A 19,319-nucleotide genomic window follows, 5' to 3' on the forward strand; every position below is an offset into this window, starting at 1 on the left:
GGTCCATCGGAGATCGACTGACCTCGAAGGAGGGCTCCAGAAGTCTCCGAGCCAACTGGAGCCCTCCTTCGAGGCCTCCGCTCTGCTCCGGCACCTCAGGATGAGGTCGCGGGTGGGATAAGGCCGGTGCCGCACATGAACCGTCCCGTCTTGTACAGTGGCGTTACAACTGGTCGCTACTCTATATCTTTTATTTTGCTGCATTTTCTATGACGAGCCAGTCTCCGCTTCGTCGGGAAATGCTCTAACGCCGCAACGGTCGCCCGGAAGAGGCGATACGGCAGGAGAGGACACCGATGGCACGCCATCACGAGGCGCCGCAGGACCTGTCATTGAGCGGCCTGAGCCGCCGGTTCGGCGCGATGACCGCGCTGGACGGGCTCGACCTCACGATCCGGGGCGGCGAGTTCATCGCGCTGCTCGGGCCGTCGGGCTGCGGCAAGTCGACGGCGCTCAACTGCATCGCCGGGCTGCTGCCGCTCACCGGCGGGTCGATCCATCTCGGCGAGCGCCGGATCGACCGGCTGAAGCCCGAGGAGCGCGGCTTCGGCATGGTGTTCCAGAGCTACGCGCTCTTCCCGCACATGAATGTGGCGAAGAATGTCGGCTTCGGCCTCGCCATGCGGGGCATCAAGGGCGAGGCGGCCGCACGCCGGGTCGACGATGCGCTGGCGCTGGTGCGGCTGCAGTCGCAGGCCGCCAAGCTGCCGGGCCAGATGTCCGGCGGCCAGCAGCAGCGCGTCGCCATCGCCCGGGCGATCGTGATCGAGCCGCCGGTGGTGCTGATGGACGAGCCGCTGTCGAACCTCGACGCCAAGCTGCGCCTGGAGATGCGGGCCGAGATCCGGCGCATTCACGACGCCATCGGCTCGACCACGATCTACGTCACCCACGACCAGGACGAGGCCCTGTCGATGGCCGACCGGGTCGTGGTGATGCGCGACGGGCGCATCCGCCAGGTCGGCACGCCGGAGGACCTCTACGAGCGCCCGAGCCACCCGGACGTCGCCGACTTCATGGGATTCCGCAATCGCCTGCGCGGCCGGACCGTCGCCGTGAGCGGCGACCGGGCCGAGATCGAGATCTGCGGCACCCGGCTCGCCGGCACCCTGCGGGACGCTTTGAGCCCCGGCGCGCCTGCGGTCGCGGCGATCCGCCCGGAGGACCTGACCATCGCGGCCGACGGCCTGCCGGCCCGGGTCGCCAGCGTGGAATATCGCGGCCGGGCCTTCTTCGGCACCGCCGTGGCGCAGGACGGGACCGAACTCTTTTTCCGCTCCGACCGCGCGGTGGCGCAGGACGAGCTGCTGCGCCTCGCCGCCGCCCCGCCGCGGGTCCTGGTCTTCCCCGGGGAGGCGGCGTGACCTCGGCCTCGCTCCCCAAGGCCTCGCTCTCGAAGGCCGCCCCGGCCCGCGAGGAGGCGCCGCCGCTCTCGGTGCGGCTCGCCGCCCGGGGCCTCGACGGCACCACGCTCCTGGTGCTGCCGGCGCTCCTCGCGATCCTCGGCCTGTTCGTCTATCCCTTCGCCTACGGCTTGGTGCTGTCGTTGCAGCCGAAGGCCGGGGCGTGGTGGGCGAACTACGCCCGCTTCTTCTCCGACCCGTTCCTCACCGACACGATCGGCGCGACGTTGCGCCTCGCGCTCCCCGTGACGCTGCTCAACCTGGCGCTCGCGGTCCCGATCGCCTTGCGCGTGCGGCTGATGCGCAGCCAGCGCCTGCTCACCACCATCCTGGTCCTGCCGATCACCCTCGGCACGGTGCTGGTGGCCGAGGGCCTGCTGAACTTCCTCGGGCCGCAGGGCTGGTTCAACCGCTCGCTGGTCTGGCTCGGGGTGATCGCCGGGCCGCTCAAGCTCACCAACAATTACTGGGGCGTGTTCGCCTCGCTCCTCATCACCGGCTTCCCGTTCGCCTTCCTGCTCACGCTCTCCTCCGTCACCGGCATCGATCCGGCGCTGGAGCAGGCGGCGGCGACCCACGGGGCGAATGCCTGGCAGCGCTTCAGGACGGTGATCCTGCCGCTGATCCTGCCGGGACTTGCCGTGACCTTCTGCCTGTCCTTCGTCCAGGCCTTCTCGGTGTTTCCCTCCGCCGTGCTGCTCGGCGCCCCGGCCGGCTCCACGCGGGTGATCTCGATCGCGGCCTACCAGGCGGCGTTCGAGGAATACGATTACTCGCTCGCCTCGGCGATCGCGATGATCATGGCGGCGGTGCAGCTCGCCATCGTCGGCCTGCTGCTCTGGGGCCGCACGCTGCTCTATACCGGCCCGGTCGGAGGCACCAAGGGATGATCCGCGACACCGGCCTCGGCTCGCGCCTGTGGCGGATGGCGGTCTGGGCCGTCACGCTGCTGTTCTGCCTCAACCTCCTGGCGATGATCGCCGCGGTGGTGCTCAACTCCTTCGCCACGCGCTGGCTCGGCACCTGGCTGCCGCTCGGCCTCACCACCCGCTGGTACGCCTCGGCCTGGGACGAGTTCCAGCTCGGCGACGTGCTGGTGGTGACCCTCCAGGTGGTGTTCCTGGTGGTCTTCCTGTCGGGGCTCCTCGGGGTCACGGCGGCCTATGCCCTGGCGCGACGCGACTTTCCGGGCAAGCGGCTGGTGATGCTGGTCTTCCTGCTGCCGCTCCTGGTGCCGCCGATCACCTACGGCATCCCGCTCGCCACCGTGCTCTACCGGGCGGGGCTCGCCGGCACGCTCTGGGGCGTGGTGCTCGCCAACCTCGTGCCGAGCGTGCCCTTCGTGGTGCTGGTGATGATCCCGTTCATCGAGCAGATCGACCCGCGCATCGAGGCGGCGGCCCGGGTCTTCGGCGCCGGCACGCGCCAGCTCTTCCTGCGGGTGCTGCTGCCGCTCCTCATCCCGGGCATCCTGGCGGCGCTTCTGCTGGTGCTGGTGCGCACCATCGCGATGTTCGAGCTGACCTTCCTGGTCGCGGGGCCGACGAGCCAGACCCTGGTGGTGGCGCTCTACTACGCGGTCTTCGCCGCGGGCGTGCGCGCCGGGCAGTCGATCGACGCGATGGCGGTGGTCTACATGGCGGTGACGCTGGTCTGGCTCGTGATCGCCTTGCGCTTCGTCAACCCGACGCAGATCGTGGCGCGGGCCAAGCAGCAGAGCGCGCATTGAGGCCGGTCTTCGGCCCGGGCTCGGTGCGAAGGTCCAGACGGGATGTGGAGAGCGTGTTTGGGCGGTTTGCGCCGCTCGATCTGGCACACGGGCCGGCATCTCTCGCCGTCATCCCGGGTTCCGCTGCCGCGGTCCCGGGATGACGGCGAGGGTCTCGCGTCGGTCGGCCAACCCGAACCGTCTCCGATGCCCGGCCCTCCTGTCCGGACGCCGATCCTTCTGAATCCAGCCTCGCCCGGCTCCGTCGCCCGCGACGAGCTTGCGCCCGCGCCAGAATGGACGTTGCGGCATGACGGGACACATCTTACGGTAATGCAATCTTCGATTGCCCGACTGCGTATCGGAATGGCGAAGCGACAAGCGCCGAATTAGCGAAAATTTATAGCCGGCCATTCATGCTCGCCGCTCTTCCCCGGAGCTGCGCTCGGCCGATGACATCCTGGTTCGCGAAACTGTCGATCAGGCACCGGATTGCCGGTGTCCTCGGCGTCCTGATCGTCTGTCTGCTCGTCGTGAACGGCGTCGGCCTGCATGCCGTCGGCACTCTTGCCGACGACCAGAGCCGCCTCGGCAACAACGCGCTGCCCAGCGTGCGATATGCCGGCGAGCTGCGCGGCAACGTGATCGATGTGCGGGTCAGCGTCGTCAACCACATCCTCTACTCCGACCCCGCGCGGATGCGGACCGAGGAGGCGGCCCTGTCGCAGAAGACCGAGGCCGTGACCGCCGCGATGCACCACTACGAGCGTCTCGTCGATGGTGCGGCGGAGCGTGACCTCTTCGATGCGTTCGATCGCGAATGGAAGAGCTACCTCGCGGCCATCCCGGCGGTGCTGGAACACTCGCGAACGGGGCGCAAGGATCTGGCGATGCGCGAGAACCTCGTCAGCGTCCGCCCTCACATCAAGGCGGCCTCCGAGACGCTCGAGAGGATCGTCGCCCTCAACAACGACAACGGCCGGAAGGCCGTCGCCGAAGGGGAGGTCACCGCATCCGATGCCCGTCGGCTCATGCTGGCGATCGGCGTCGTCGCGCTCGTGCTTGCCACCTCGCTGGGAACGCTGATCGTGCGCAGTATCTCGGCCAGCGTCCGTGCCGTCCTGGGGCCGATGCGCAAACTCGCGGCCGGCGACCTCTCGGTCGCGATCCCGCATCAGGGCGAGCCGAACGAGATCGGCCAGATCGCCGATGCCGTGCAGGTCTTCAAGGAGGCGAGCATCGAGGCCCGGCGGCTGGCGGCCCTGCAGGCCGAGGCCGACGCCGCCAAGATGCGCCGGGCCGAGATCCTCGACCGGATCACCCGCGGCTTCGAGACCGAGGCCGGCGCGCTCACCGAGGAACTGGCGGCCGCCGCGACCGAGATGGAGGCCACCGCCGCCTCGATGACGGAGATCGCCGCGCAGACCACCACGCTCGCGACCAACGTCTCGGTGGCCGCCGAGCAGACATCGGGCAACGTGCAGCAGGTCGCGAGCGCGACCGAGGAGATGGCGGCCTCCGTCCAGGAGATCAGCGGGCAGGTGACGCATTCGGTCGGAATCGCCGCCTCGGCCATCGCGCGGGCGCAGGAGACCGGCACCATCATCCGGGAATTGTCGGACAGCGCCGACCGGATCGGCGCCGCGGCGGGTCTGATCTCGGGCGTGGCGAGCCAGACCAACCTCCTGGCGCTGAACGCCACCATCGAGGCGGCCCGGGCCGGCGAAGCCGGACGCGGCTTCGCGGTGGTGGCCGCCGAGGTCAAGACGCTGGCCGAGCAGACCGCCCGGGCGACCCAGGAGATTACCGCCCGGATCGGCGCGATCCAGTCCGCCACCCGCGGCGCGGTCGAGGCGGTCCAGGGCGTGAGCCGCACGATCGACGACATGTCCGGCATCGCCACCCACATCGCCTCGGCGATCGAGGAGCAGGGCGCGGCCACGCGCGAGATCGCCCGGAACGTCCAGGAGGCCGCGCAGGGCACCCGGCAGGTCACGGGCCATATCGGGTCGGTGCGCGCCGGGGCGAGCGAGACCGGATCGGCCGCGACACAGGTTCTCGGCGCCGCGCGCACCCTCGCGGTGCGGTCCGACGGGCTCAGCCGGGCGGTCCGCAGCTTCCTGGACGAGGTCCGGGCGGCTTAGTGTCTCTCACAAAACTCCCGATCGCCGTCGTCGCTCGCTGTGGCAGCGTCGGTGCAACGGGAGTTTTGTGGGGCGCACTTAGCCGAGAGGGGGAGAGCCGGGGATCGGCACGGTCTCGATCCCCTCACCCCCGGAACCGCCATACCCCCGTCCGCTTGATCTCGGAATCCTCCAGCGCCCGGGTCACCGGAACCTCGTAGGTCGCGAGGGTGTCCAGCCGGTCCTTCGGCAGGTAGGCGCGGCCGGGATCGCCCACCAGCACCCGGGCGCCGCGGGCGTGCAGGCCGGCCAGCCAGTCGCCGACCCGCGCGGCGAGGTCGCGCTCGTAGAAGATGTCGGCGGCGAGCACGCAGTCCCAGCCCTCGTCGCGGCCGATCAGGTCGGCGCTTATCGCGGTGATCCGATCCGCGACGCCGTTCTCGGCCGCGTTGAGGCCGATCGCCGCCAGCGCGAAGGGGTCGAGGTCGCTCGCCTCGACCGACGCCGCCCCCGCCATCGCGGCCGCGATGGCGACGAGGCCGGAGCCCGAGGCGAAGTCGAGCACCCGGGCGCCGGCCACCGTCTCCGGGTTTGCCAGCAGGTAGGCCGCGAGCGCCTGGCCGCCGGCCCAGGCGAAGGCCCAGAACGGCGGCGGCAGGCCGATCTCGCCGAGTTCCTCCTCGGTGCGGCCCCACAATTCCGTCGCCTCGTCGGCGACGTGCAGGCGGATGGCGGGGGCGTGCGGCACCGGGCGCAAGGCCGTGTGGGCGCGGATGAAGGCGAGGGGGTCCATCAGGCGAGGTCCGCGTAGAGCCGCAACACGGCCCGCGTCACTGCCGCCTCGGTGAAGCCGCCCTCGACGATGCGGGCCCGGGCCGCCGCGCCCATCCGGGCGACGAGGGCCGGGTCGGCGGCGAGCCGCACCATCGCGGCGGCGAGCGCCTTGGAATCGTCCGGCGGGACGACCAGCCCCTCGATCCCGTCCCGCACCAGGGTCCGGCAGCCCGGCACGTCGGTGGTGAGGATCGCCCGCCCGCCGGCCGCGGCTTCGAGGAGCGCCCGCGGCAGCCCCTCGCCGCCCCGCGAGGGCAGGCAGGCGACATGGGCCCGGGCCAGGACCGCGGCGACGTCGCCGGTGGCGCCGTGCCAGGCGACGCCGTCCCGCGACCAGTCCCGCAGGGTGGCCTCGGGGATCGCCCGGCGGTTCGACGGGTCGGGGGCACCGTAGAGCGACAATTCGAGGTTCACGCCCTCGGCCTTCGCGAGGCGCGCGGCCTCCACCGCCGTGTCGACCCCCTTCGACCACAGCATCCGGGCGGTGAGCGCGATCCGCAGCGGGGGCTGCGGCGGCAGGGGTTGCGGCGCCCAGGCGTCCGGGTCGATGCCGGCACCGCCGACGATCGTGACGCGGGGGTTGTCGGGGTCGAGGCCCAGCAGCCGGGCGTCGTCCGGGTTCTCGAACAGGTAGCGGGTGCGCGCCGTCTCCAGGGGGCCGCGGATCAGGAGCCGCAGGGCGGTGCGGGCGAGGCGCCCGGTCCGGTCCTGCCGGGCGCCGATCAGCCCGAGGCCGGTCAGCGCGTAGACCCGGGACGGGATGCCGGCGAGCACGGCCGCCGCACCGCCGACCAGGATGCCGCGCAACGCGATGCAGTGGACGATGTCGGCCTTCAGGGCCTTCAGGATCGCCGCGAGCTGGCCGGCGGCGTAGCCCGCCGCCATCGGGTTGAGGCTCGACCGCTCGGCCTCGAGTTCGACCACCCGGGCGCCGGTCGCGGCGATCGCGTCGCGATGGGCCCGCACCCGGGTGACGACCGAGACGGGGTGGCCGGCCGCCACCGCCGCGCGGGCCATCGGCAGGAAATGCGAGGCGAAGAACCAATCCTCGGTGACCACGAAGGCGATGTGCGCCCGCTTCTCCTCCCGGTTCGCGTCCTGTGGCTGCACCCGGTCTCTCCCCCTCGTCGAGCCCCCTCCCTACAGCCTGGCGCCGCGCCGGGATACCGTCGGCCATGCCCCGGGCCGGCAGGAACCGGGACGGCCGCGCGCCGGTTGAGATCGACCTGGAGAGCCTGCGAGGTCGTGACCCCCATGCTGTCGGATCCCGAGATGGCGGAATCGGCCGCCGAGGATCGCGTCGATACCCGCGACGCCGCCCGCGAGGCGGGCCTGGCCTACGTCAGCGACGAGGAGCCCGGCTATCGCCGCAAGCGCAACGGGCGCGGCTTCGCCTACGTCGATGCCAAGGGCGCCAAGGTGCAGGATGCCAAGGCGCTGGCGCGGATCAAGGCCCTGGCGATCCCGCCGGCCTATACCGACGTGTGGATCTGCCGCCACGCCAACGGCCACATCCAGGCGACCGGGCGCGACGCCCGCGGCCGCAAGCAGTACCGCTACCATCCCGAATTCCGCCAGGCGCGGGAGAGCACCAAGTTCGCCCACATGATGACCTTTGCGGAGGTGCTGCCCGGCATCCGCGCGACGGTGCAGGAGCATATGGGCCGGCGCGGTCTGCCGCGCGAGAAGGTGCTCGCCACCGTGGTGCATCTCCTCGAGACCACCCTGATCCGGGTCGGCAACGACGACTATGCTAAGCAGAACAAGAGCTACGGCCTCACTACCCTGCGCGACCCGCACGTGAAGGTGGAGGGCAGGGAGCTCAGGTTCCGCTTCAAGGGCAAGAGCAACAAGGTCTGGGAACTGGCGATCCACGACCGCCGGGTGGCCAAGATCGTCAAGGCCTGCCAGGACCTGCCCGGCCAGGAGCTGTTCCAGTACCTCGACGAGGACGGGGTGCAGCGCGACGTGACCTCGGCCGACGTGAACGCCTACCTGCGCGAGATCACCGGGCGCGACATCACCGCCAAGGACTTTCGCACCTGGTCCGGCACGGTGCTGGCCGCCATGGCGCTCCGCGAATTCGAGGCCTTCGACAGCGAGGCCAAGGCCAAGCGCAACGTGCGCGCGGCGATCGAGCGGGTGGCGGAGCGGCTCGGCAACACGCCGACCATCTGCCGCAAGTGCTACGTCCACCCGGAGATCCTCGGCTGCTACCTCGAGGGCGAATTGCTGCTCCAGGTCAAGGACGAGGTCCAGGCGGCGCTCCGCGACGAGATCGCCTCCCTGCGGCCCGAGGAGACGGCGGTGCTCGGCCTGCTCCAGGGCCGCCTCGCCCGTGTCGAGCAGGAGACGAAGGCCGGGGTGAAGACGGCGCGCGCCAAGGCCGATGCCAAGAAGGGCGCGAAGACGACGGGGCGTTCGGTCAAGGGCGGCTCGTCGTCGTCCGGACAATCCCGGCGATCCGAGAAGACCCGCTCGGGCAAGGCGGGAGCCCGCAAGGCCGCCTGAGCCGGCCGACAAGACGATGGCGGTCCTCTCGAGGACCGCCCGGTCCCGCGCCGCCCCTCAGTGAGGGACGACGCGGTGCGCCTCGTGGGCGATGCGCCGCAGGGGCCGGGCCTCGCCGTCCAGCACCGGCGCCAGGCCGATCTGCCGGGCGAGCTGCACCAGGTCCTTGAGCCGGCCGGTCTTGGTCTTGCGGCGCAGGTTGAGCCGGTGGGTCTCGACGGTGCGCACGCTGACCGTGAGGCGGCGCGCCACCTCCTTGTTGCTGAAGCCGGCGGAGAGGAAGCGCAGCACCTCGGCCTCCCGCGGGGTGAGGCCCAGGCTCTCGGCGGCGGCCTCCGGGGCCGGTGTCTCCGCCTCGCCCTCGTGCAGCGGCAGCCCGTGGGCGAGCGCCAGGATCGTCGCGCAGATGTCCTGCGGGGGGGCGCAGCGCGCCACGAAGGCGTCGGCGCCGGCGGCGACGAGCCGGCCGATCCCGGCGGCGTCGGCGGCCTTGAACGCCACCAGGATCCGGGCCTCCGGCGCCCGCTCACGCAAGGCGGCCACGGCCTCCGGGCCGTATTCGGGTGCGAAGGCCAGGACGACGCAGGTCGTGCCTGCATCCTCCAGCTCCTCCTCGCCCACCGTGCGCAGGGCCGGGCTGTGTTCCAGCGTCGCCCGGAAGGAGGCGCCGAGATCCGACGGCTCGTTGATGATCAGAACCCTGGCGGCGTCACTCATGCCGTTTGCCTCCGTCCCAGCGCGATACAGGCGCGGTGTCCATGGAGGAGACGGATCAAGCCCCGTTCCACTTCCGCCGAGGAGGGCGGCCGCGGATGGACTTTGCGGCATCGGTACGGCGCGCCCGAGGGGCGGAATGCCTAGGTAGACCGACTCCGCGGCAGGATGTCGCGAGAGTCTGGCCGAAGGGGGCCCGCGACCAGGGCGGCACGCCGCGGGAATCCGGACCAGTTTGGAACGCGGGCCTCGGTATTTTCCCGCATTGGGTCAGGCCGGGATGGCGCGCCGACGAGCCGGAGGGGGTGGGCTCCCTGACGGCGCGACCCACCCGTGTCTCACCCCGCCCGCGCCAGGATCAGGTCGGTGGCCGCCGAGACGACCCGGTTGCGGCCGGTGCTCTTGGCCTCGTAGAGGGCGATGTCGGCGCGCTTGAGCAGGCCGCCGACGGTCTCGCCCTCCGACCAGGCGCTGACGCCGAAGCTCGCGGTGAGCTGCACCGGGCCGCGCTGGCCCTTGAAGCGCAGCTGCGTGCAGCGCAGCCGCAGGCGCCCGGCGGCGGCCTCGGCTTCCTCCAGGGTACGTCCCGGCAGCGCCAGGGCGAATTCCTCGCCGCCGATGCGCCCGGCGACGCCGCCGGCCTCCGTCAGCAGCTCGGCGGCGACGCCCCGGATCGCCGTGTCGCCGACATCGTGGCCGTGCTGGTCGTTGATGGTCTTGAAGTGGTCGATGTCGACCACGACCATCCCCACCCGGCCGTGGGCGCCGGCCCGGTCGGTCATGTCGCCGACCCGTTGCAGGAAGGCGCGGCGGTTGAGGAGCCCGGTCAGCGCGTCGGTCTCGGCGAGGCGAATCAGCTCCCGCTGCATCCCGGTCATCCGCTCGGCGGCGCGCAGGCGGGCATAGAGCTCTTCCGGGCTCGGCGGCTTGTCGATGAAGTCGTCCGAGCCGCTGTCCAGAGCCTCCGACAGGTTGCGGGCGTTGCGGGCCGACGACATGGTGATGATGTAGAGCGGCCGATGCGCATCCGCGAGCAGCCGGGCCGACCAGCACAGCTCCAGGCCGCCGAGGGGGCGGACCTCGAGGCTGGTGATCAAGGCGGTGACCGACGCGTTGTCGGTGACGAAATCGAGCGCCTCGCGCGAATCCGTGAACGCGTCCACGGTATGGCCGCGGGGCGTCAGGAGCCCGCTGATGACCTTGAGCACCACCCGGCTCGGATCGACGACGACGATGTGCATGGCGCCCCCAGGCAGGAGGATGGACCCCCGCTTCCCGCGACGATCTTGGGCGCGAAGGTTTAACGCCGCCTCAAGACAGCCTACGCGGGCGGCGATCTTACCGTGACGGCGCGCAAGACTGTTCCGACCACGCCGGACGGGCGCTACATCGTGGTGCGCGGGCGGCTGTGGCGCCGCTCCGACCCAGGCCTGACGGCCGAGCGGCGCGAGGCCCTGGTGCAGGACCTGATGCGGGCCCGCCGCGCGGTCCGCGCCGCCAAGGGGGAGGGCGGTGCGGCCCTGGCGAGCGCCCGCGCGGCGGTCGATGCGGCCAAGCACGGCCTGGGCGAGCGGGGACCCCCCTGGTGGACCGACGGGGCGCCCGACTACAACCGGCACCTCGCCCGCAACACGCCCTATGCGGCGTGGTTCGCGGGCCTCGACGAAGGCTGAGCCCTCAATCGACGATGCCCAGCGCGCGCATCCGCTCGACCGTCTCCACCAGCTTCGGCCCGGTATCCTTGCGCAGCACCTCCTCGGTGAGCAGGAAGGCCGGGCCGCTGATGTTGAGGGCGAAGTGGCCCCGTCCGCCGGGGGCCTGGATCGGGGCGGCGACGGCGTTGATGTCCTGGTGCCAGATGCCGATGCCGACGCAGAAGCCGTGCTCGGCGATCTCGGCGGCGCAGCGGCGATAGGTCTGCTCCAGCCGCCCCGCATCGGCGCCGTCGCGGCGCAGGCGGGTCATCAGCGCGGTGCGCTCCGCCTCGTCGAGGCTCGACAGGGTCGCCATGCCCATGGCGCTGCGGGCGAGCGGCAGGCGGTAGCCGACCTCGCTCGACAGCACGATGCGCTGGCCCTCGCCGCGCCAGAGCTGGACGTAGACGCTCGACAGCCCGTCGAGGAGGCCGAGCGCCACGTGCGCCTGCACGGCGGTGGCGAGATCCTGCAGGAACGGCTTCACCATCTGCGGGAACGAGTTCTGGCGCAGGAAGGCGGAACTCAGCGCCAGCACCGCGGGCCCGAGGCCGTAGCGCTCCCCCTCCGGGTCGTGCACCAGGTAGCCGAGGGAAAGCAGCGTGTGGGTCAGGCGCGAGACGGTGGGCTTCGGCAGGCCGGTGCGGGACGCGATCTCGCGGTTGCCCAGCATCTCGGCCGCGTCCCGGAAGGCGCGCAGGACCTGGAGCCCGCGGGCGAGCGCGGTGACGAATTGCCGGTCGCCGTCCTCCGGCTCGGCTGGATTCCGACCGATCGGGCTTTCGACGATCGTGTCCTGCGTGATCGCTTTGGCGCGCGCCGCCACCGCCTGTGCCATGCTGCCGCCTCCCTCCCGCGCCCTGTCGCCGAGCCTCTCGTCCGGGCCGTCCCTAGGGTGACGGCACGGCGCCGGCTCGGCAACATGTTTCGCGATGCGGATCGTCATTTCGCGTCTTGACCGGCCCCGGATGGGGAGGCACTGTCAGTCCAAGGGGGCAAAGGACCCCGGGCGATGCCGAATACGGCGCGCTGCAAGAACTCGGGAACGCCATTCCAGGAGGACGCCTTGGTCAAGACCCTCGCGCGCATCACGGCCGCCGGCCTCATGGCCCTGGCGGCCTCGACTGCGCTCGCCGCGCCGATGAGCCTGAAGATCGCCTTCGTCGATCCGCTCTCCGGCGGCGGGGCCAGCACCGGCGAGGCCGGGCTGAAGACCTTCCAGTTCATGGCCGACCAGCTCAACGCCAAGAACGCCGACCTCAAGTTCGAGGTGATGGGCTACGACAACAAGCTCAACCCGCAGGAGAGCCTGGTCCAGCTCCAGAAGGCGATCGATTCCGGCGCCCGCGTGGTGGTGCAGGGCAACGGCTCCTCGGTCGGCGCCGCGCTGATCGATTTCGTCGGCAAGTACAACGATCGCAATCCCGGCAAGGAGATCCTGTATCTCAACTATGCCGCGGTCGATCCGGCGCTGACAAACGCCAAGTGCAATTACTGGCACTTCCGGTTCGATGCCAATTCCGACATCAAGATGGCGGCCCTGACCAACTACATCAAGGGCAAGCCGGAGATCAAGAAGGTCTACCTCATCAACCAGGACTACTCGCACGGCCAGGCGGTGCGTGCGGCAGCGAGGGCGATGCTGAAGGAGAAGCGGCCCGACATCCAGATCGTCGGCGACGAGGTGGCGCCGCTGCAGAAGGTCAACGACTTCTCGCCCTACATCGCCAAGATCAAGGCGTCCGGCGCCGACACGGTGATCACCGGCAACTGGGCGCAGGACATGGCGCTCCTGCTCAAGGCCGCTGGCGATGCCGGGCTCCAGGCCCATTTCTACACCTATTACGGCGGCGGCAGCGGCGGTCCGACTGCGATCAAGCAGGCCAACCTCCCCGACCGGGTGTTCCAGATCTCCGAGGGCTACGCCAACATCGACTACAAGCCCGGCCACGACTTCGAGACCGCCTTCCGCGCCAAGACCGGCCAGGAACTGACCTATCCGCGGGTCGTCAACCTGATGAACGTGCTGGCCAAGGCGACGCTTGCCGCCAAGTCGACCGATCCGAAGGCCATCGCCAAGGCGATGGATTCGATCCACCAGGACACGCTCTACGGCAAGGACAGCTTCATCCGTCCGGACGATCACCAGATCTTCCAGCCGATCTACATCTCGCGCTTCGGGCCCGTCGACACATCGAAGGTCCTCGACAGCGAGAATACCGGCTGGGGCTGGACCGGCGACGGCGTGGTCGAGGCCAAGGACACCCTGCTGCCGACGACCTGCAAGATGGACCGGCCGAGCTGAGGCCAAAGGCAAGGCGCCTCGATCGGCTGGGGCTTCAGGAACCCTGTGCACGTTGAGCTTTCCCAATCCACGACCTCATCCTGAGGTGCCGCGTAGCGGCCTCGAAGGGGGGCTCCAGATGTCGCTGCGATTCCTGGAGCCCTCCTTCAAGGTCAGTCCATCTCGATGGACTGACACCTCAGGATGAGGTTGTGGGTGGGAGTGGCAGGTGCGGCGGCCCGGCCACGTTGTCGTAGACTGCGTCCCATCCTCTGACGGTGCCAAGCGACCGGCTCGGCGTTGAGATTTGGAGATCGATCAACGGATTGATGCGTCGGCATCTCAGGCCGTTGGCATAAGTCCGGCGGGTGCCTCCCGCCACGCATCCGCCCTTTCGGCACCCCGCACCGGCAGGAGATCCCGCGTGCTCGAACTCGTCATCATCTCGACGCTGAACGGCGTGCTCTACGGGATGCTGCTCTTCCTGATGGCGAGCGGCCTGACCCTGATCTTCAGCATGATGGGCGTGCTCAACTTCGCCCATGCCAGCTTCTACATGCTGGGCGCGTTCTTCGGCTACCAGATCAGCAAGTTCACCGGGTTCTGGATCGGCCTCGTCGCCGCGCCGATCGTGGTCGGCGGGATCGGGGCGCTGGTCGAGCGCTACGGCCTGCGCAACGTCCACCGTCACGGCCACGTCCCGGAACTGCTCTTCACCTTCGGCCTCGCCTACGTGATCGAGGAGGTGGTGCAGATGGTGTGGGGCAAGCTGCCGGTCGATTACCGGGTGCCGGCCGCGCTCGACTTCCCGGCCTTCACGGTCTTCGGCACCAACTACCCGGCCTACAAGCTGTTCATGCTGGTGATCTCGGTCGCGATCTTCATCGCCCTGCTGGTGGCGCTCACCCGCACCCGGGTCGGGCTGATCATCCAGGCGGCGCTGACCCATCCCAACATGGTGGCGATGCTTGGCCACGACGTGCCGAAGGTGTTCATGCTGGTCTTCGGCGTCGGCACGGGCTTGGCCGCGGTGGCGGGCGTCATCGCCGGGCCGGCTCTGGTGACGCAGGCCAACATGGCGGGCCTGCTCGGGCCGATCCTGTTCGTGGTCGTGGTGGTGGGGGGGCTGGGCTCCCTCACCGGCGCCTTCGCGGCCTCGCTGCTGATCGGGCTGATCCAGACCTTCGCCATCTCCCTCGACGTCTCGGTCGCCAGCGTCCTGCAATCGCTGGGCATCGACGCCGCGCCCTCGGGTGGCGTGCTCGGCGACCTGTGGAACGTGACCATCGCCCAGATCGGGCCGATCATCCCCTATCTCCTGCTGGTCCTCGTGCTGATCGCGCGGCCGACCGGCCTGCTCGGGAACCGCGAAGCATGAGCGACCTCGCCGACATCGCGCCGTCCGGGTCCTTCGCGCAGGCAGGCCCCCGCCCGTCGATCCGACCGAAAGGCGCCGGCCTCGCCGCGCAGGTGCTGCCCTGGCTCGCGGCGGCCGGAATCCTCGTCGCGGCGCCGCTGATCTTCACCAGCGGCACCGCGCTGACCATGATGAGCCTGATGGGCATCATGGTGGTGTTCTCGCTGTCCTACAACATGCTGCTCGGCCAGACCGGGCTCCTGTCCTTCGGCCACGCGGTCTATTACGGCCTGGGCGCCTTCTTCACCGTCCACGCGATGAACGTGGTCGCGCTCAACCGCCTGCCGATCCCGCTGCCGCTGATGCCGCTCGTCGGCGGGCTCGCCGGCCTCGCCTTCGGCATCCTGTTCGGGGCGATCTCGACGAAGCGCGCCGGCACCGTCTTCGCCATGATCTCGCTCGGCATCGCCGAGCTGGTCTCGTCGGGCTCGCACATCCTGCACAGCTTCTTCGGCGGCGAGGAGGGCATCACCGCCAACCGCACCAAGATGCTGCGCGTGTTCGATCTCAGCTTCGGGCCGCAGATCCAGGTCTATTACCTGATCGCCGTCTGGTGCCTGATCTGCGCGATCGCGATGTACGCCATCACCCGCACGCCGCTCGGGAGGTTGTGCAACGCCGTGCGCGAGAACCCCGAGCGGGTCGAGTTCCTGGGCTACGAGCCGCAGGCGATCCGCATCACCGCCTTCTGTCTGTCCGCGATGTTCGCCGGCGTCGCCGGGGCGCTGGCGGCGATCAACTTCGAGATCGCCAACTCGGCCTATCTCGGGGTGCACCAGTCCGGCGTGGTCCTGCTCGCGACCTTCATCGGCGGCATCGGCACCTTCATCGGCCCGGTCGTCGGCGCCGTGGTGGTGACGCTGCTCCAGGTGTCGCTCAGCGACCTGACGGAGGTCTGGCAGCTCTATTTCGGGCTCCTGTTCATCGCCATCGTGATGTTCGCCCCCGGCGGCATCGCGGGGCTTGCCCTCATGCACGGCCCGCTCCTGCGCGCCGGCACCGCGCAGCGCCTCCTGCCGGCCTACCTGCTGGCGCTCGGGCCGTTCCTGCTGCTGCTGGCGGGCGTGATCGCGCTGATCGAGATGGCGTTCCGGATGCTGGTCAAGGCGAGCGACGGGACCGAGATGAGCCTGATCGGCATCCCCTTCGACGCCGCCCATCTCCTGCCCTGGTGTGTGGCCGCCGCGCTGGCGGTCGGCGGCGGGCTCGCCCTGCGGGCCGTGCTGCCGCGGGTGAATGCCGCCTGGCACGAGGCCTCCGACGCCGCCAAGGAGAAACTCGCATGAATCCCGCTGGCATGAGCGCCCCCGCGATCGAACTGTCCGGCGTCCACAAGAGCTTCGGCCCGGCCAAGATCATCAACGGCGTCGATCTCACCGTCCCGGTGGGCGAGCGCCACGCCATCATCGGGCCGAACGGCGCCGGCAAGTCGACCCTGTTCCACCTGATCAGCGGCCGCTTCGCGCCGACGAGCGGCACGATCAAGCTGGAAGGCCGCGACATCACCGGCTGGCGCCCGGCGGCGATCAACAAGGCCGGGCTCGCCCGCAGCTTCCAGGTCACCAACATCTTCCCCAAGCTCAGCGTGTGGGAGAACGTGCGCTGCGCGGTCCTGCGGGCGATGGGCCACGGCCCGTCCTTCTGGCGCGGGGTCGAAAACTTGCCGGGCGTCGCCGAGCGCACGGAGGAGATCCTCTCCCGCATCCGCCTCGGCCATCGCGCCTCGGTGGCGGCGGGGCTCCTGGCCTATGCCGACCAGCGGGCGCTCGAGATCGGCATCGCGATCGCCAGCGACGCCAAGGTCATCCTGCTCGACGAACCGATGGCCGGCATGAGCCACAGCGAGAGCGAGCACGCGACCCAGCTGATCCGCGAGGTCACCACGGGCCGCACGCTGCTGATGGTCGAGCACGACATGGCGGTGGTGTTCGGGCTCGCCGACCGCATCTCGGTCCTGGTCTACGGCCGGATCATCGCCACCGACACGCCCGCCCGCATCCGGGAGAACCGCGCCGTGCAGGAAGCCTATCTTGGCGTCGCCACCGGGGAGGAGGCCGCGTGAGCGCCGCCCTCGCAATGCCGGCGGTCTCGGCCGCTCCCGCCCTCCTCGAGGTCGAGGACCTGCACGCCTATTACGGCAAGAGCCACATCCTCCAGGGGGTGAGCTTCCGGGTCGGGGCCGGCGAGATCGTGTCGATCCTCGGCCGCAACGGGGTAGGGCGCTCGACGACGCTCAAGGCGATCATGGGCGACGTGCCGCCCCGCGGGCAGATCCGGTTCAAGGGTCAAGCCATCGCCGGCCTCAAGCCCTACGCGGTCGCCCGACGGGGCCTCGGCTACGTGCCGGAGGAGCGGGCGATCTTCCCCAAGCTCACGGTGCGGCAGAACCTGGCGCTCGGCGAGAAGAGCGGAAAGCGCGGCGGGCGCTGGTCCCATGCCGACATCTTCCGGCTGTTCCCGCGGCTGGAGGAGCGGATCGACACGCCCGGCGGCGTGCTCTCGGGCGGCGAGCAGCAGATGCTCACGATCTGCCGCACCCTGATGGGCGATCCCGACCTCATCATGATCGACGAGCCGACGGAAGGGCTGTCGCCCCAGATGGTCGCCCGCGTCGCCGAGATGATCGGCGAGATCGCGGCCCGCGGCGTGTCGGTGCTCCTGGTCGAGCAGAAGCTGACCATCGCCCTGAAGCTGTCGCAGCGCCTCTACGTGATGGGCCACGGCCACGTCGTGTTCGAGGGCACGCCGGCGGCGCTCTCCGCCAACGAGGCGGTGCGGCGGGAGTGGCTGGAGGTCTGAGGGCCGTTCACAGGACACTGCGCGGGCAGGCGCGACGGCCGAGAGCGAGAACCCTCCCCCGCAGAGGGGGGAGGGTTCTCGCGCGGCGGCCGTCGCTCCCGCTCTGCGCCACACGCTCAGCGCACGCCGAGCAGTTCCACGTCGAACATCAGCGTGGCGTTCGGCGGGATCACGCCGCCGGCGCCGCGGGGGCCGTAGCCGAGCTCGGGCGGGATCACCAGGGTGCGCTTGCCGCCGACCTTCATGGTCGACAGGCCCTCGTCCCAGCCCTTGATGACCTGGCCGGTGCCGACGGCGAAGCTCAGCGGCTGGCCGCGGTCGAGGGAGCTGTCGAACTTCTTGCCCTTCTGCCCGTCCTGGTAGAGCCAGCCGGTATAGTGGACGTTGACGGTCTGGCCGGTCTTCGGCTGCGGGCCGGTGCCGACCACGTCGTCCTTGTACTGGAGGCCGGACGGGGCGGTGGTGAACGAGGCGGCGGAGGCTGAGGCGGTCATGGCGATCGTGAGGGCTCCGGCAAGGAAGAGGGGCGAACGGCGCATCGACGGGATCGTTCCTGTGCGTGACGTCGGGACCTGAGTTAGGGCGGAGCGGCGTCGAGGGACAGGGCGTCAGGCCAAGGCGAGCGATTCGGGGTCGATCGGTCCGCCCTCGGCCCAGCCGAGGAGCAGGTCCCGCACCGCCGCCGGATCGGCCACCCGGTGGCGGGCGACCGTCTCGCCGGGCCCGACCCGGATCGTGATCCCGCCATCCTCGTTCACCGGCACGAAGGCCTTCTCGTCGGTGAGGTCGTCGCCGATGAAGATCGCCCGCCGGCCGGCATAGGGCGCCTCGCGCAGGAGGGCCCGGATGGCGTGCCCCTTGGTGGCGCTGGCGGGCAGGATCTCGGCCACCGCCTTGCCCTGCTGGAGCCGGTAGGCCTCGCCGAGGATTCCGGCGACGGAAGCGGCGGCCGATTGCGCGCGGGCGGCATCGGCCGTGGTCGCGAGCCGCCAATGCACCGCGACCGAGCAGCCCTTGTCCTCGATCAGCACGCCGTCGAGGTCGGCCACCGCCCGCTGCAGGGTCTCGACGCCCGCCCGCAGGGCCGGATGCGCCGCCGGATCGCCGCCGGTCACCTCGCCGCCGCGGCGCATCTCGACCCCGTGCAGGCCGGCGACGTCGAAGCGCTCCGGGCTCAGGAAGCCGTCGATGCTGGCGATCGGCCGCCCGGTCACCAGCGCCAGCGCCCCGCCGAGGCGGGCGCGCAGCCGCGCCAGTCCCGGCGGCAGGGCGGGCGGCACCACGACGCCGTCCGGGCGGGGGGCGATCTCGACCAGGGTCCCGTCGAAATCGAGGAAGAGGGCGTAGGCCGTGTCGGTCAAGGGATCGCGTCTCCTGTCGCTGCCGGGGCTGGAGCATCGTCCGACGAAGCGGATACCCGTCCGTCGCAGAACATGCGGCCGGGTCAAAGGCCTCGGGGCCGCGTCCGATCGGGGCGTGACCGGGCGCTGCCCTCGCCGTGGACGGGGTGCCGCGACCGGCCCGCATCCGGGGGTTAAACCGCAACCGGGCCCGCGAGGCAAAGTGCCGGAGGGCGCGGCGCGACGGCATCGTGTCGCGGGAGCACCGGACAGCCGGTCGACGCGCCCACCCGAGGACGGAGATGCCGTGAGCGATGACGCAAATTCCGTGGCACCGCTCCGGCTCCGATGACAGAATTCACTCAAATATCAGTCGGGGGAAGAGAAAGCTTGCGTTGGGCTTGGCGGTGCGGCGCGTCCCGCGAGACACGCCGTCCCGATCCGCGGGGCCACGGGATGAAGGGTTTCGGCCGGCCCTAACCGTCATTTGCT

General features: G+C 70.6%; 18 protein-coding genes. 11 read left to right on the forward strand and 7 right to left on the reverse strand.

What is annotated here, in order from left to right; translation table 11 throughout:
• Nucleotides 1-296: 296 nt before the first annotated feature.
• The 4 genes from F1D61_RS30555 (at nucleotide 297) to F1D61_RS30570 (ending at nucleotide 5,255) form a co-directional block, all read left to right on the forward strand.
• Nucleotides 297-1,364 (forward strand): ABC transporter ATP-binding protein, encoded by a 1,068-nt coding sequence (locus F1D61_RS30555; RefSeq protein WP_203155674.1) that lies wholly within the window; start codon nucleotides 297-299, stop codon nucleotides 1,362-1,364.
• A 71-nt stretch (nucleotides 1,365-1,435) separates the two neighbouring features.
• Nucleotides 1,436-2,293 (forward strand): ABC transporter permease, encoded by an 858-nt coding sequence (locus F1D61_RS30560; RefSeq protein WP_203159351.1) that lies wholly within the window; start codon nucleotides 1,436-1,438, stop codon nucleotides 2,291-2,293.
• On the forward strand, nucleotides 2,290-3,132 hold the full coding sequence (locus F1D61_RS30565) for an ABC transporter permease (RefSeq protein WP_203155675.1): 843 nt from the start codon (nucleotides 2,290-2,292) through the stop codon (nucleotides 3,130-3,132). Before F1D61_RS30560 ends, F1D61_RS30565 begins: the two co-directional genes overlap by 4 nt.
• A gap of 431 nt (nucleotides 3,133-3,563) precedes the next feature.
• A complete protein-coding gene (locus F1D61_RS30570) occupies nucleotides 3,564-5,255 on the forward strand; it encodes a methyl-accepting chemotaxis protein (protein ID WP_203155676.1) in 1,692 nt (563 codons plus the stop codon).
• Nucleotides 5,256-5,379: 124 nt separating this feature from the next.
• On the opposite strand, the gene F1D61_RS30575 is transcribed toward F1D61_RS30570, so the two are convergent.
• Complete coding sequence (locus F1D61_RS30575; protein ID WP_203155677.1) at nucleotides 5,380-6,027, reverse strand: class I SAM-dependent methyltransferase; 648 nt, start codon at nucleotides 6,025-6,027, stop codon at nucleotides 5,380-5,382.
• Nucleotides 6,027-7,178: a glycosyltransferase family 4 protein gene (locus tag F1D61_RS30580; RefSeq protein WP_203155678.1), complete on the reverse strand. Its 1,152-nt coding sequence runs from the start codon at nucleotides 7,176-7,178 to the stop codon at nucleotides 6,027-6,029. The genes F1D61_RS30575 and F1D61_RS30580 overlap by 1 nt, the downstream gene beginning before the upstream one ends.
• Before the next feature lie 144 nt (nucleotides 7,179-7,322).
• Here F1D61_RS30580 and F1D61_RS30585 point away from each other — a divergent pair, with 144 nt between their 5' ends.
• A complete protein-coding gene (locus F1D61_RS30585) occupies nucleotides 7,323-8,579 on the forward strand; it encodes a DNA topoisomerase IB (protein WP_203155679.1) in 1,257 nt (418 codons plus the stop codon).
• Between the two features lie 57 nt (nucleotides 8,580-8,636).
• Here F1D61_RS30585 and F1D61_RS30590 read toward each other — a convergent pair whose 3' ends face one another.
• Complete coding sequence (locus F1D61_RS30590; protein ID WP_203155680.1) at nucleotides 8,637-9,296, reverse strand: LuxR C-terminal-related transcriptional regulator; 660 nt, start codon at nucleotides 9,294-9,296, stop codon at nucleotides 8,637-8,639.
• A gap of 335 nt (nucleotides 9,297-9,631) precedes the next feature.
• A complete protein-coding gene (locus tag F1D61_RS30595; protein WP_203155681.1) occupies nucleotides 9,632-10,534 on the reverse strand; it encodes a GGDEF domain-containing response regulator in 903 nt (300 codons plus the stop codon).
• A gap of 102 nt (nucleotides 10,535-10,636) precedes the next feature.
• On the opposite strand from F1D61_RS30595, the gene F1D61_RS30600 reads away from it, so the two are divergent.
• Nucleotides 10,637-10,966 (forward strand): hypothetical protein, encoded by a 330-nt coding sequence (locus tag F1D61_RS30600; protein ID WP_203155682.1) that lies wholly within the window; start codon nucleotides 10,637-10,639, stop codon nucleotides 10,964-10,966.
• Nucleotides 10,967-10,970: 4 nt separating this feature from the next.
• Here F1D61_RS30600 and F1D61_RS30605 read toward each other — a convergent pair whose 3' ends face one another.
• On the reverse strand, nucleotides 10,971-11,825 hold the full coding sequence (locus tag F1D61_RS30605) for an IclR family transcriptional regulator (RefSeq protein ID WP_203155683.1): 855 nt from the start codon (nucleotides 11,823-11,825) through the stop codon (nucleotides 10,971-10,973).
• A 267-nt stretch (nucleotides 11,826-12,092) separates the two neighbouring features.
• On the opposite strand from F1D61_RS30605, the gene F1D61_RS30610 reads away from it, so the two are divergent.
• The 5 genes from F1D61_RS30610 (at nucleotide 12,093) to F1D61_RS30630 (ending at nucleotide 17,487) form a co-directional block, all read left to right on the forward strand.
• Nucleotides 12,093-13,292 (forward strand): branched-chain amino acid ABC transporter substrate-binding protein, encoded by a 1,200-nt coding sequence (locus tag F1D61_RS30610; protein WP_203159352.1) that lies wholly within the window; start codon nucleotides 12,093-12,095, stop codon nucleotides 13,290-13,292.
• A gap of 403 nt (nucleotides 13,293-13,695) precedes the next feature.
• Nucleotides 13,696-14,649, forward strand: a complete 954-nt coding sequence (locus F1D61_RS30615) for a branched-chain amino acid ABC transporter permease (protein WP_203155684.1) — start codon at nucleotides 13,696-13,698, stop codon at nucleotides 14,647-14,649.
• A complete protein-coding gene (locus F1D61_RS30620) occupies nucleotides 14,646-15,974 on the forward strand; it encodes a branched-chain amino acid ABC transporter permease (protein WP_203155685.1) in 1,329 nt (442 codons plus the stop codon). Before F1D61_RS30615 ends, F1D61_RS30620 begins: the two co-directional genes overlap by 4 nt.
• An 11-nt stretch (nucleotides 15,975-15,985) precedes the next feature.
• Complete coding sequence (locus F1D61_RS30625; RefSeq protein WP_203159353.1) at nucleotides 15,986-16,750, forward strand: ABC transporter ATP-binding protein; 765 nt, start codon at nucleotides 15,986-15,988, stop codon at nucleotides 16,748-16,750.
• 14 nt (nucleotides 16,751-16,764) lie between these two features.
• Nucleotides 16,765-17,487, forward strand: a complete 723-nt coding sequence (locus F1D61_RS30630) for an ABC transporter ATP-binding protein (protein ID WP_203159354.1) — start codon at nucleotides 16,765-16,767, stop codon at nucleotides 17,485-17,487.
• A gap of 116 nt (nucleotides 17,488-17,603) precedes the next feature.
• Here F1D61_RS30630 and F1D61_RS30635 read toward each other — a convergent pair whose 3' ends face one another.
• Nucleotides 17,604-18,026, reverse strand: coding sequence for an FKBP-type peptidyl-prolyl cis-trans isomerase (locus tag F1D61_RS30635; protein WP_203155686.1), 423 nt, complete (start codon nucleotides 18,024-18,026; stop codon nucleotides 17,604-17,606).
• Between the two features lie 69 nt (nucleotides 18,027-18,095).
• A complete protein-coding gene (gene otsB, locus F1D61_RS30640; protein WP_203155687.1) occupies nucleotides 18,096-18,848 on the reverse strand; it encodes a trehalose-phosphatase in 753 nt (250 codons plus the stop codon).
• Nucleotides 18,849-19,319 lie beyond the last annotated feature (471 nt).

The organism is Methylobacterium aquaticum (assembly GCF_016804325.1).
In the GTDB taxonomy this organism is placed as follows: Bacteria; Pseudomonadota; Alphaproteobacteria; order Rhizobiales; family Beijerinckiaceae; genus Methylobacterium; species Methylobacterium aquaticum_C.

Excerpts from the sequence above, each read along its gene's own strand:
- F1D61_RS30555 (WP_203155674.1), top strand. The coding sequence starts at position 297 with ATGGCACGCCATCACGAGGCGCCGCAGGACCTGTCATTGAGCGGCCTG.
- F1D61_RS30565 (WP_203155675.1), top strand. The coding sequence starts at position 2,290 with ATGATCCGCGACACCGGCCTCGGCTCGCGCCTGTGGCGGATGGCGGTC.
- F1D61_RS30570 (WP_203155676.1), top strand. The coding sequence starts at position 3,564 with ATGACATCCTGGTTCGCGAAACTGTCGATCAGGCACCGGATTGCCGGT.
- F1D61_RS30575 (WP_203155677.1), bottom strand. The coding sequence starts at position 6,027 with ATGGACCCCCTCGCCTTCATCCGCGCCCACACGGCCTTGCGCCCGGTG.
- F1D61_RS30585 (WP_203155679.1), top strand. The coding sequence starts at position 7,323 with ATGCTGTCGGATCCCGAGATGGCGGAATCGGCCGCCGAGGATCGCGTC.
- F1D61_RS30590 (WP_203155680.1), bottom strand. The coding sequence starts at position 9,296 with ATGAGTGACGCCGCCAGGGTTCTGATCATCAACGAGCCGTCGGATCTC.
- F1D61_RS30595 (WP_203155681.1), bottom strand. The coding sequence starts at position 10,534 with ATGCACATCGTCGTCGTCGATCCGAGCCGGGTGGTGCTCAAGGTCATC.
- F1D61_RS30605 (WP_203155683.1), bottom strand. The coding sequence starts at position 11,825 with ATGGCACAGGCGGTGGCGGCGCGCGCCAAAGCGATCACGCAGGACACG.
- F1D61_RS30610 (WP_203159352.1), top strand. The coding sequence starts at position 12,093 with ATGGCCCTGGCGGCCTCGACTGCGCTCGCCGCGCCGATGAGCCTGAAG.
- F1D61_RS30620 (WP_203155685.1), top strand. The coding sequence starts at position 14,646 with ATGAGCGACCTCGCCGACATCGCGCCGTCCGGGTCCTTCGCGCAGGCA.
- F1D61_RS30625 (WP_203159353.1), top strand. The coding sequence starts at position 15,986 with ATGAGCGCCCCCGCGATCGAACTGTCCGGCGTCCACAAGAGCTTCGGC.
- F1D61_RS30630 (WP_203159354.1), top strand. The coding sequence starts at position 16,765 with ATGCCGGCGGTCTCGGCCGCTCCCGCCCTCCTCGAGGTCGAGGACCTG.
- F1D61_RS30635 (WP_203155686.1), bottom strand. The coding sequence starts at position 18,026 with ATGCGCCGTTCGCCCCTCTTCCTTGCCGGAGCCCTCACGATCGCCATG.